A 12,278-nucleotide genomic window follows, 5' to 3' on the forward strand; every position below is an offset into this window, starting at 1 on the left:
CCGCGGCCACGACAAGCGGCCGGGAAGATCCCCGAGCAACTGCCCGCCGACATCGCGGACTTCACGGGCCGCCGCGATCTGCTCGACCAGATCGTCCGCGACCTGCGCACCGGAGGGAGCCGCGGGGTGATCGCCCTCGTCGGCCCCGGCGGCATCGGCAAGACGACTCTCGCCGTGCACGCGGGTCACCGGGTGCGCGAACACTTCCCGGACGGGCAGATCTTCCTCAACCTGCGCGGCAGCGAGGACCCCATGCCGCCGGAGGAGGCTCTGCAGTTCCTGCTCGACGCGCTCGGGGTGCCGGAGCAGCGGACCATCGGCGCGCTGGACGGGCGGGCCGCGTTGTTCCGCAGCCTCACCGCCAGCAAGCGCCTGCTGATCGTGCTCGACGACGTCGCCGACGCGGCCGCCTACGAGGCGCTGCTGCCCAACGGCGAGAGCGCGGTGATCTGCACGGCGCGCACCAGCATCCTGGAGATCCCCGGGGTCCGCGACCACCGCGTCGGCGGTCTTCCCCCTGCGGAAGCCGTGGAACTGCTCACGTCACTCGTCGGGGTGGAACGCGTCGCCGGGGACCGCCAGGCGGCGCACCGGATCGTCGAGCTGTGCGGCTACTTCCCGCTCGCGATCCGCGCCTCGGCCGCCCGGCTGCGGGCCCGGCCGGCTCAGCGCCTCGCCCAGTTCCTCGACCGGCTGCGCGACGAGCGCGAGCGGCTCGCCGAACTGTCGATCGGCACCTTGGACCAGAGCGCACGGCTCGCCTCGACAGCGGCGCGGTTGTCCGCTGCCGCGCGGGAGATGTGGCTCCGGCTCAGCCTGTGTGAGCAGCCGACCATTCCCGAGTTCGTCGCGTCCGCCGTGTTCGACCGGCCGGGGGAAGACCACCAACGGTTGCTCGACGAGCTGGTCAACCACCAGCTGATCGAGGTGGGTGTCGCCGACGACCCGGCCGGTGGCCTCAGGTACGTATTCAACCCGCTGGTGCGCGTGTACGCGCGACAGCGCGCCATCGCCGAACTCGGCACCAGCACGTGCCCCTGTGTGGCGGACCGGGCCGTCACCGACCTCGGCCCGCCGATCGTGGCGCCGCTGCCACGCAGGGCGCCGGAGCACACGGACAGCACGAGTACCGCGTACCTCGTCGAACCGGCTTCCGGGTGGTGGCGGGAACCGCAGGACGAGGAGCCGCACGAGGCCGGGAACAACGCACGGCAGTCGACGAGGAAGTGACGGCACCGCCATGACCGGAGATCTGTCCGAACGGTCGGCGGTCACGAGGTGGCGGGCGCGCGAACCGGTGTCCGCTCCTCCGGACGCGACAGCGGGCACCGCCGACGGTCGGCGGCTGACGGTGGTCGCCGCCGTGCTGGCCGTGCTGTGCCTGCTCGCGGTGTGGTGGACCGAGCGGCTGCCCGCGCCGGCCGGGCGCTCCGCCCCCGCCGGCGCGTTCTCGGCCGCGCGGGCACTCGACCACGTCGCGCGGATCGCCCAACAGCCCCGTCCCACGGGTTCGGCCGCGCACGCCGATGCGCGGGATTACCTCGCCGGTGTCCTGCGCGGGCTGGGCCTGGAGACCCGGGTGCACGACTCGGCCGCGGCCGCTCACTCCCCCGAGCTGTCCCCCACCGGTACGAACGCCGCGTACGCGAACCTGCGGCTGTCCAACGTGGTGGCGCGGCTTCCCGGCACGGCGAGCACCCGGCCGGTCGCGCTGGTCACCCACTACGACACGGTGCCGACGGGTCCCGGCGCGAACGACGCGGGGGTACCGGTGTCGGTGCTGCTGGAGACCGCGCGGGCGCTGCGCGCGGGGCCACCGCCCCGCAATGACGTGCTGTTCGTGTTCACCGACGCCGAGGAGAGCGGCCTGCTCGGCGCGCAGGCCCTCGCCGCCGCTCCCGGCGTACTGCCCCGGGACGCGGTCGTGCTGAACTTCGAGGCACGGGGTTCCGCCGGACCGAGCCTGATGTTCGAGACCGGCGCCGACGACGGCTGGCTGATCGGGACGCTGGCCGACCACGTCGCGGACGCGCGCACCAGTTCGCTGCTCGACGCCGCCTACCGGTACATGCCCAACCGCACCGACTTCACCGTGCTGAAGGAGGCCGGGCACCCGGGGATGAACATCGCCTACCTCGGCGGCTACACCCGCTACCACGGTGCGAACGACACGGTCGACCACGTCGACCCGCCGACGGTGCAGCACCAGGGTTCCTACGCACTCGGGCTCGCCAGGGCACTCGGGGCGGCCGACCTCACCGCTCCTCCGGCCGGCGAGCGCGAGTACTTCGTGGCGGCGGGGCTGCTCGTGTCCTACCCGGTGTGGGTCGCGCTGCCCGTCGCGCTGGCGGTGGCCGCACTCGCCGTGGTCGTGTTCCTCCGGCTGCGGGCGCGGGGTGTGCTCACCGGTCGCGGTGTCGCACGTGGGCTCCTCGTCGCGCTCTGCCACCCGCTGCTCGCCGCGGGTGTCGCGTTCGGACTCGCGCCGCTCGTCGCGGGCGGGCACCCCGAGTTCGCCGACTACTACGACATCGCCGGGCACGGACCCGCGCTGGCCGGCTTCGTGCTGCTGACCGTCGCGATCGGACTCGTGCTCGTCCGGGTCACGCGCCGGTTCGCCGGCACCCGGCACCAGGTCGCGGGCGCGGTCGTCCTGTGGGTGGTGCTGGCGTGCGCCGCGGCGGTCGCGTTCCCGGGCGGTGGCCACGTCTTCACCTGGCCCGCGCTGGGGCTCGTGATCGCGGGCGCGGTGCTCGGCGGCGGTGTCCCCAACCCGGTCGCGCGGGTAGCCGCCGTGGCCGCCGGTGTGGTGCCGCTGGCACTCCTCGTCGCGCCACTCGTCCCGCTGCTCGCGGACGCGCTCGGCATCGGACTCGTCGCGGTGCCCGCGGCACTGGCCGGTCTGGTGACACCGCTGCTGTCCGCCGTGCTCCCCGCACGGAGCGGGCGCGCCGGGCGGGTGCGCGCTGCCGGGACCGGGGCCGTCGTGGTCGCCGCGGTCGCCGTGCTGGTCGTGGCGGCGCTGTCGCCCGCACCGGTGGAGACCGGCCGGCGCGCGGACGTGATGTACGTGCTCGACGCCGGCGCGCGGGAGGCGCTGTGGCTCAGCGGTTCCGGACCGGACGCCTGGAGCCGCCGCTTCCTCCCGGACGACGCCGAACCGGCCGACGTCGCGGACGTCTGGCCGGGGTGGCGGGTCCCGGTCCGCCGCGGGCCCGCGTCCGTGGTGCCGCTCACCGGGCCCGACGTCACCGTCGAGACGGTGCGCGACGACGGTGACCGCGGCAGGCGCGTCGCGATCACCGCCGCGTCCACGCGGGGTGCGCGCGAACTCGTCCTCATCGTGAGCGGGCCCGCGGTGCGGCGGTTCTCCGTGGCCGGTGTGCCAGGCCCTGCCCGCGAGGTCGCACCGGCAGGGCCGGCCTGGGAGCTGTGGGTGCGCGCGGTGCCTGCCGACGGGGTGACCGTGGTCGTCGACCTCGGTCCGGGGAGTGGAGAGCTGCGCGTGCTCGATCGCACCCCGGGACTGCCACAGCGGCTCGCGCGGACACCGGCGACACCGGGTCCGCCCGCGCTGGGGGTGGCGAGCCTGAGCGACGCGACGTTCGTCGCGACCCGCACCCGCCTGGGGTGACCTGGCGGGTGCGGGGACGTCGCGGGACGAGGTGGGATCAGCCGTTCTCGCTCTTCGTGCCGAAGTCCGCCGCCACCCCTTCGGCGATAGGCTCGAGTTCGGCGCACGTCTGCTGCGTCATCGCGTTGTTGCGGACGAGGCGGAGCACCACGCTCGACCCGTCGCCCGCGTCGAGGAAGACCTGGCACTCACCGGAGTTGATGTCGCCGAGCAGCATCACGGCGTCGTGTCCGGCGAGGTTCAGGTCGGAGCGCTTGCCCCGGCCCGACACCGACTCCGCCAGTGGGCGCTCGTCCAGCGTGACCGTGAACGTCACGTACTTGCGGTTGTCGGACTCGCGGCTGCCCGCGGTGCAGCGCTCACGCTCGTCGAGCGTGCTGACCGCCGGCTGCCCGAGACCGAGGTCGCGTGCGATCGGCCGGAGCAGGTCGCACGCACGGTTGTTCGTGGGCGCTGCCTCCTGCGGCAGGGACACGCAGCCGGTGAGCGCGAGCGCCGAGCAGGCGAGCACGGCGGCGGCACGGCGGTGGGTGCGGTGACGGGTCATCGGGTTCACTCCATTCCGGTCAGCTGGTGATGTCCTTGCGGGAGAAGCGATACGCGGCCAGCACACCGAACACGCACGCGTACACGACCGACACCAGCACGCCGTCCGCGATGGCGCGCACGTCGGGCGCGGGTGACAGCAGTTCCATCCACGTCCACGTGTAGTGGCTGGGCAGGACGTCCCGCAGGGCACCCAATGCGGTGACCTGGTCGAGGATCTGGGCGAACATCGACGCGAGCACCGCACCCCCGACCGCGCCGAGCGGCACGTCCGTGGAGACCGTCAACAGCAGCGCCAGCCCGGCCAGCCAGGCCAGGTGAACGACCACGTACAGCTGCGCCAGCCCGAGCACCACCACGGCCTCCCAGAAGGAGAGCGAGTAGCCGGTCGGGGTGGTCAGGTCACCGGTACCGATCGACAGCGTGCCGACCGCCAGCGCCACCACGGGCACCAGCGTGGTCACGACGGCGGCCAGCAGCGCCGACACCACGGCCTTGCGCCACAACAGGCGCAGCCGCGGTACCGGGATCGCCAGCAGGTACTTCAGGCTGGCGTACGCGGCCTCGCTCGCGACGCCGTCCGCGACGAGGAGCGCCACCAGCACGCTGTTGAGGTAGGTGCCCGCGACGAACATCACGTACATCACGAAGTTCGGGGTGCTCTCCGCGGCGAGTGCCTCGTAGTCGGGGGTCGGGCCCTTCGCGGGCGGGTCGCCGATGCCGAACGACACGACGAGCACCAGGGGCAGGAGCACCGCGCACGCCGCGACGAGCAGGGTGCGCCCGCGCATCAACTGCCTGCGCAGCTCGACCGAGAGCCGCAACGACCGCGCCGGCCGGAACCCGCTCGCGGCACCACCGGTGTCCGCAGCGCCCCGCCACCGGCCGGCTCCACCCACCACCGTCATCGCGCTTCTCCGACCAGTCGCAGGAACACGTCCTCGAGCCGTCGTCTCGGCGCCGCGTGCCGGACCGCGACACCGGCCCGCACGAGCGCCTCGAGCACCTCCGCGCCGTCGGCGCCCGTCAGCTCCGCGTGCACCACGTCATCATGGACGTCCACAGTGGACACACCGGGGAGGTCGCGGAGCACCGCGGCGGCCGCGTCGGGCCGGTCGACGGCGAAGGTCAGCTCGTCGCGGGAGGCCGCCAGCTCCCGCACGGGCCCGCCTGCCACCAGCCCACCGCGGTTCATGATCGCGATGTGGCTGCAGGTGCTCTCGACCTCGGCGAGCAGGTGGCTGGACACCAGCACCGCACGTCCGGTCGCCGCGTAGTCGTGCAGCACCTCGCGCAGGCGGCGGATCTGCGGCGGGTCGAGGCCGTTCGTGGGTTCGTCGAGCACCAGCAGGTCCGGCAGACCGAGCATGGCCTGGGCGATCGCGAGGCGCTGCCGCATGCCCTGGCTGTAGGTGCGGACGGGCCGGTCCACGGCGGCGCCCAGCGCGGCGATCTCCAGCGCCTCCGCCAGGTGCGCGTCGGCGGCGGGTCTGCCGGTCGCGGCCCAGTGCAGCTCCAGGTTCGTCCGCCCGGACAGGTGCGGCAGGAACCCGGCGGCCTCGACGAAGCAGCCGATGCGCGACAGCACCGGCGCGCCCGGGGTCACCCGTTCACCGAACACGCGGATCTCCCCCGCGTGCGGGGTGATCAGCCCCATCAGCATGCGCAGCGTGGTGGTCTTGCCCGCGCCGTTGGGCCCCAGCAGACCGAACACCTGGCCGCGCTCGACCCGCAACGACAGGCCGTCCACCGCGTTCGTCCCGTCCGGCAGCGTCCGCACCAGACCGTCGACGACGAGTGGTGTGTCCCGCAGGGCCGGGTCGGTGTCGCGGCCGCGCCGCTGTCGTGCGGCGAGGTGCGCGAGGAGCAGCGCCGTGGCCCCGAGGACGAGCACGATGCCGACCATCTGCGGCACCGGCCACGCCGACGCGGTCGGTACCGCGGGCACGCTCGGCACCGACAGCGCGCCGACCGCGCTGACCCGGTAGACGGCGGGTTCCGCCGTGGTGGCGCGAAAACCCTGGTCGGTCGTGCCGACGACGAGCCGCAGCCGGTGCCCGGACTCGACCGGGTGCACGACGCCGGGCAGGGACACCACGACCTCGACGGGAGTGCCGTCCTCGGGCAGCGGTGGCAGCCGGATCGGCGCGACGGCGTTGCCGGGCAACGTCTTCATGCCGTCCGGACCGACGTCGTACAGCTTCGCGAACAGCACGCCGTCCCCCGGCGGGCCCACCGCGGCCACCCGCAACCGGACCGTGGCGGCGCCGGTGACGAGCAGCTGACGGGTCAGCGGGGCGGAGTCGAAGCGGGCCGACTGCCCTGGTGGGTCCGTGCTCTCGGGGGGTAGCAGGGCGGCCGCGCCGGTCACGAGGGCGTTCAGCCCCGGGATGCCGCTGAGTCCCGCGGGCAGCCCGCCGGGTGGCTTGGCGATCACCTGGTCGCGGCCGGACACCGGAACGGCGCGGCGCGGCACGCGGTCAGCGCGCAGGCCCGGGTAGCCCGCGGCGCGCACGGTCCGCACCGAGACCGCGCCTTCCGGCCGGACCGCGCCCTGGACGTCGTACTCGAACGCGCCGAACGGGTTCGTGCCCGTTCCGGCGAGCCGGAACGAGAGCCACCGCCAGATCTTGGCGCGCAGGTCGGGACCGGGCATGCCCGCGTCGTGGCCGCCCGCGAACCACACGAGCTGCACCTCGCCGCCCGCCGCCGCGATCTGCCGTGCCGTCGCGTCGGACTGGTCGAGCCCGAACAGGGTGTCCTGTTCGCCCTGCACCAGCAGCGTCGGCGCGGTGATCGACCCCGCGACCGACGCGGGTGACAGCCGGTGCAGCAGCGCCGCGGTCGCGCCGGTCGTCGTGCCGGTCGTCACGACGTCGACGTAGGCCCGGCACACCTCCTCGGTGAACCGGCCGCACACCGCGTCGATGTCCGCGCCGAGACCGTCGTCGCCCCGGTACGCGCCGGGGTCCGCGCTCAGCCTGCCGTCGAGCCCGGCCAGGAAGAACAGGCCGGACCAGCCGCTCTTGAACACTCCAGCGCCCCGGGCCCCGGCGGCGGGCGACGCCGGTTCGGCCCCGTCGCGCAGCGCGTTCGGCACGAGGCTCTCGCCGAGGTCGTGATAGGTGGCGATGGGCACGACGGCGTCGACCCGGCGGTCGGTGCCCGCGAGCAGCAGCGACAGCGCCCCGCCGTAGGACGCGCCGACCGCGGCCACCTTCGGGTCACCCGGGGCGTCGCGGCGCACCTCGGGCCGCTCAGCCAGCCGGTCGAGCAGGAACCTCGCGTCGGCGACCTCGCGGTCCGGGTCGTTGAGCCCGATCCGCCCGGAGCTGTGCCCGAACCCGCGCGGCGAGAAGGTCTGCACGACGAACCCGTCCCGTGCGAGCTCACGGGCCTGCTCGTCGACGCTGTCCTTGTCGGCGCCGAACCCGGGGGCGAGCAGCACCGCGGGTGCCGGGGTGACGTGCGGCAGGTACAGGGTGGTGTCGATGTCGACGCGGCCGGCCGACCCCGGCTCGTCCGGCACGCGGTAGACGTGTTCGGTCACCGTCGGGGCGGGTGTGCCGCCCGTGGTCACGAAGGCGGCCGTCGCCGCGCCCACCAGCACGACCGCCGCCAGCGCGGCGAACCGGACCGTGCGACGCGTTCCTCTCAGCGCAAGCATGTGGTCCCCACCGTGTCCCGGCACCGTCCGGCGGTGCCCGCGCCGTCAGTTCTGGAGGATCGCGGCCGCCCAGTGCATGCCCCGGCCGTTGGCGGCGAGCGCGACCAGGTCGCCGGGCGCCAGCTCGCCGGAGTCGTGCAGTTCGGCGAGGCACAGCAGGTGGTCCGCGGCGCCGAAGTGCCCGTGCCGCGCCGCCGTGCGCGCGTTGGTCCGCGCCAGCGGGACGCCGATCAGCTCGGCCTGCGCCGCGAGAACCGCGGCGTTGTCGTTCAGCAGGACCAGGCGCGCGAGGTCCTCCTCGGCGCAGCCCGCGTACCGGCACGCGCGGTGCACGGCGCGTGCCGTGCGGTCGTTGATCTCCTCCGCGTAGGCGGTGACCCGCTCCGCGTCGTGGTCGAAGTGGGCGACGACGTCCCACGCGTCCCGTACCGCGGGCGCGTCGGTGCCCGGTGTGAACGGGTGCCGGGCACCGCCGACGTCCATGCGGTAGAAGTCGGCGTACCGGCCGTCGGTCTCGGCGTAGGACGCCCGCCACCGCAGCGACGGCGCACCGCGGGCCGCGACCGCGGCCGCGGCACCGTCGGAGAACAGCAGCGAGTGCGTCACCAGCCGGTTCCAGTACGCGTCGACGGTGCGGTTGGCGCCGATCACGAGCGCGAGGTCGTAGTCCGGATGGGTGGCGAACCGGCCGGCCAGCGTGTCCAGTGCCGAGACCCCGCCCACGCATCCCTGGTCGACCAGCACCGCCTCCGCCCGGCCGAGCCCGAGCGCGCGCTGCACCCACGCGGCCGCGTCCCAGTAGAGGTAGTCGGGCAGGTCGGTGATCGCGAGCACCAGCAGGTCCACCTCGTGCGGGGAGTGGCCGGCGAGTGCCTTCGCGCCCGCCTCGATGGCGAGGTCGGTCACGCTCACGTCCGGCGCCACCCGGTGCACGGACTCGTAGCCGTACCCGAGGACGCGTCCGACGTCCTCCGTGTACTCGGTGACGATGTCCGCCACGGCCACCTCGTCGCCGACTGCGACACCGAATCCGGTCAGCCCGTAGTCCACTGGCGCTCCTCGCGGTCCTTGCGGTCGTTGCGGTGAAAGGGTTTTCGGCTCGGTTCACTCGATGAGCTTGTCGAGCTGGTGCGGGTCGCACAGGCTGTCGGCCACCGCACGCAGGAACGCGACGGCCGTGCGGCCGTTGACCACGCGGTGGTCGTAGGCCAGGCCGAGCGTCACAGCGGTGGCCGGCACGGGCGTGCCGGCCACCGCGACCACGCGCTCCAGCGGACCACCCACGGAGACCATGCACAGCTGCGGCCACAGCACGATCGGGGCGACGACCGACACGCCCGGTTCGAGGTTGAGGGAGACGCCGATGGCACCACCGTCGAGCTCGCGTGCCGTGAACTCGCCGCGCAGCGCCTTGAGCCGGAAGTCCATCAGGTCGTCGGCGAGCTCGCTGACGGGTCTGTTCGCGCAGTCCCGCAGGACCGGGGTGTAAAGGCCGTTGCCCGCGTCCACCGTCACGGCGATGTCGGCGGTCTCCGCCAGCGTGACGGTCCGCTCGTCGACGAGCCTGCCGAACAGCGACGGGAACGCGGGCCGCGCCGCGGCGACCGCCTTCACCACCGCCTCGGCGAGCCCGATCTCACCGCCGGTCTCCTCCGACACCGCGCGCAGGCGCTCGATCGTGTGGTCGACCCGGACCTCGAGCGCGGTGAACGCGGCGGGCACCTCGCGGTGAGCGCGGGTGACGACAGCGGCGATGCCCTGCTGGACGCGGTCGAGCACCACGGTGGTGCCCCGATCCGTCGCCGGTGCCACCGACGTGACCGCGGGAGTGCCGTGCGGCGCCGGCCGCGGGGTGGGCGATGGCGCGGGCAGCAGTTCGGCGAGCACCGCGCCCACCGCGACCTCGGTGCCCGCGTCGGCGCGGGTCCGCAGGTAACCGGACGCGGGTGCGGCGATCTCCTCCACCGCCTTGGACGTCTCCAGCTCGACCAGCGGAGCGCCCTCCGCGACCCGCTCCCCGTCCTCGACGAGCCATTCCAGGACGACGTAGGTCTCGTCGTTGTTGTTGAGCTTGGGCGCGGTGACCGGCACCCCGGCGACCGACGCGGATCCCGTCTCCTCGGGGGCCGCGGCGGGTGCCACGTCGGGCACGCCGCCGAACGCCGCCGCGATCTCCTCGGCGATCCGGTGCGCGCCGAGCAGTACCCGGGCTTCCAGGTGCGGCGCGGTGGGCACGACGGAATCCGCCGACGACAGCGTCAGCACCGGCGCCCGCAGGTCGGGCCAGCACGACCGGTGCAGGCGGGCGGCGACCTCCGCACCCCAGGTGCCGCCTGCCGTGCTCTCCTCGGCCACCGCGACCAGGCGCGCCTCCGCGACCGACGGCAGCACCGGTTCGAGGTCGAGCGGGTACAGCCTGCCGGGCACCATGACGTGGACCCGGATCCCCTTCTCCCTCAGCGTGGCCGCCGCCTCGATGGCGCGGTGCGCGACACCGCCGGGGCACAGCAGCAGCACGTCGGCTGGTGCCCCGTCCACGGGTGCGACGTGCGCCCAGCCCGGCGCGGCGCCGGTCATGGCGAACCGGAAGTGCTCGTCCACGATGCCGTCGGTGAACAGCCGCCGCGTGTAGAGCACCTTGTCCTCGAACACCATCGCCGGGCCGTGGTCGAGCGCGTGCGACAGCAGCTCGTACGCGTCGTGGAAAGGGGAGGTCTCGTACAGCGCCAGGTTCGGGATCCCGATGAAGTGTTTCTGCACGCTCTGGCTGTGCGTCGGCCCGTAGCCGCGCCTGCCGCCGACCGGGCACCGCACCACGACGCGCATCGGCACGTGGTGGCCGTACATGGTCACCGACTTCGACACGAAGTTGAGCAGCTGGTCGAACGCGAGCGCGGCGAAGTCACCGAACATCACCTCGACGACGACCTCGTCACCCGCCAGCGCGAGCCCGGCCGCCACCCCCGTGATCCCCGCCTCGCTCAGCGGTGTGGTGAGCACCCGCTCCGGGTGGGCCGTCGACAGCCCCCTGGTGACCTTGAACGCGCCCCCGTAGGGATCGAGCACGTCCTCGCCGAGCAGGTGCAGTGTGGGACGCTCGGCGAACAGCCGGTGCAGCGCCGCGTTGAGCGCCTCCACGACCCTCGGCGCGAGCGCGGTCATGACGTCTGTCCCTTCTCCGCCAGCACTTCCCGCAGTGCGCGCACCGACCGGCACGTCCGCGCCTCCCGGGCGGTCAGCCTGATCCCGTACGCCTTCTCCACCCCGGCGACGATCTGCAGGTGCCGCAGGCTGGTCCACGCCGCGGTCGTCGCCATGCCGGTGTCGTCGTCGACCTCCGCGGCAGGTACTCGCAGGACCTCGGCCACCAGCTCGGCCAGCTCGCTCATCGCGGACCACCCGCCACGACCGGCCGGTCCACCCCGGGGACCCACGCGGTCGACGGGCGCGCACCCACCTCCTCGGCCACCCGCGCCACCTCCGCGCATGCCTGCTCGTCGAGCCGCCGGAACTCCTCCCCCATCCGGTCGGCGAGCTCGGCGTACCAGTCGGCCGCCCACAGCGGCTCGAGTTCCTCGGCGGGACGGGTGTCGTCGCCCTTGCTGTGCGGGCCGAGCCGCCGCGTCGTGAACTGCAGGACGGCCGGGCGGTGTTGCTCGCGCACCCACGTCACGACAGGAGCGACCCGGGTCCGGATCTCCGCGACGTCGTGCCCGGTGATCTCCAGGAAGTCGGCCCCGAAGGCGGCAGCCCGGACGGCGATCGAACCGGCCATCTGCAGCGGGGTCGGGGTGGACTGGGCGATGCCGTTGTGCTCCACCACGACCAGCACGGGCACCCGCCACAACGCGGCCATGTTCAGTGCCTCGTACACGGCGCCCTCGCCCCAGGTGCCGTCACCGATGTACGCGACGGCGATGCGTCCCGCGCCCGTGCGCTTGTAGTGCAACCCGATGCCGACCGCGACCGGCAGGCTCTGCCCCTGCACACCGGTGGACAGGAAGCGTTCCCGGTGCAGGTGCTGGCTGCCGCCGACGCCTGCGCACACCGCGCCGGCGCGCCCCATGATCTCGGCGAGCAGACCGGCCGGGTCCCGGAACCGCGCGAGGTAATGACCGTGACCGCGGTGGTTGCTCAGCACGAAATCGTCGGCGAGCAGCGGTTCGAGGGCCACCGGAATGTATTCCTGGCCGAGACACGTGTGGGTCGTGCCGTTCAGCTGTCCTTCACCGAACATGCGCAGCAGCAACATCTCGAAATGGCGGATGGTCAGCATCGCGGACACATCGGAAACGTCCGGCCGCGTACTCGTGTCCCTTTGCTCGACGGTCATGGCGTCACGGGCTCCTGACGGGCGTGGTGTGCACCTCGTCCGCCACGTTAGGAGCAGCCGTTCTCAATTCGGTCGCCGCATCGGTATCACCGCGCCGC

Annotated in this window: 8 protein-coding genes and 1 pseudogene; 2 read left to right on the plus strand and 7 right to left on the minus strand. The window is 73.7% G+C overall.

Annotation, left to right across the window (positions count from 1 at the left end):
* Nucleotides 1-39: 39 nt before the first annotated feature.
* Both ACYQ77_RS15560 and ACYQ77_RS15565 read left to right on the plus strand, forming a co-directional pair.
* Nucleotides 40-1,230 (plus strand): annotated as a pseudogene (locus tag ACYQ77_RS15560) (NB-ARC domain-containing protein); the annotation flags it as partial.
* 10 nt (nt 1,231-1,240) lie between these two features.
* Nucleotides 1,241-3,634, plus strand: a complete 2,394-nt coding sequence (locus tag ACYQ77_RS15565; RefSeq protein WP_459711720.1) for a M28 family peptidase — start codon at nt 1,241-1,243, stop codon at nt 3,632-3,634.
* A gap of 37 nt (nt 3,635-3,671) precedes the next feature.
* Here ACYQ77_RS15565 and ACYQ77_RS15570 read toward each other — a convergent pair whose 3' ends face one another.
* The 7 genes from ACYQ77_RS15570 to ACYQ77_RS15600 are packed head-to-tail and all read right to left on the minus strand — an operon-like array spanning nt 3,672 to nt 12,180.
* On the minus strand, nt 3,672-4,181 hold the full coding sequence (locus ACYQ77_RS15570; protein ID WP_459711722.1) for a hypothetical protein: 510 nt from the start codon (nt 4,179-4,181) through the stop codon (nt 3,672-3,674).
* A 19-nt stretch (nt 4,182-4,200) separates the two neighbouring features.
* On the minus strand, nt 4,201-5,088 hold the full coding sequence (locus ACYQ77_RS15575; protein ID WP_459711724.1) for an ABC transporter permease: 888 nt from the start codon (nt 5,086-5,088) through the stop codon (nt 4,201-4,203).
* Nucleotides 5,085-7,847 (minus strand): alpha/beta fold hydrolase, encoded by a 2,763-nt coding sequence (locus tag ACYQ77_RS15580; protein WP_459711727.1) that lies wholly within the window; start codon nt 7,845-7,847, stop codon nt 5,085-5,087. Before ACYQ77_RS15580 ends, ACYQ77_RS15575 begins: the two co-directional genes overlap by 4 nt.
* A gap of 45 nt (nt 7,848-7,892) precedes the next feature.
* The gene (locus tag ACYQ77_RS15585; RefSeq protein ID WP_459711728.1) at nt 7,893-8,897 is read right to left on the minus strand and encodes a 3-oxoacyl-ACP synthase III family protein; all 1,005 of its coding nucleotides are present in this window, start codon (nt 8,895-8,897) and stop codon (nt 7,893-7,895) included.
* Nucleotides 8,898-8,951: 54 nt separating this feature from the next.
* Nucleotides 8,952-11,009 (minus strand): 2-oxo acid dehydrogenase subunit E2, encoded by a 2,058-nt coding sequence (locus ACYQ77_RS15590; protein ID WP_459711730.1) that lies wholly within the window; start codon nt 11,007-11,009, stop codon nt 8,952-8,954.
* Entirely contained in the window at nt 11,006-11,236 is a 231-nt protein-coding gene (locus ACYQ77_RS15595; protein WP_459711731.1) for an acyl carrier protein, read from the minus strand. Before ACYQ77_RS15595 ends, ACYQ77_RS15590 begins: the two co-directional genes overlap by 4 nt.
* Complete coding sequence (locus ACYQ77_RS15600; protein WP_459711733.1) at nt 11,233-12,180, minus strand: thiamine pyrophosphate-dependent dehydrogenase E1 component subunit alpha; 948 nt, start codon at nt 12,178-12,180, stop codon at nt 11,233-11,235. Before ACYQ77_RS15600 ends, ACYQ77_RS15595 begins: the two co-directional genes overlap by 4 nt.
* Nucleotides 12,181-12,278 lie beyond the last annotated feature (98 nt).

The organism is Actinophytocola sp. KF-1, assembly GCF_054661535.1.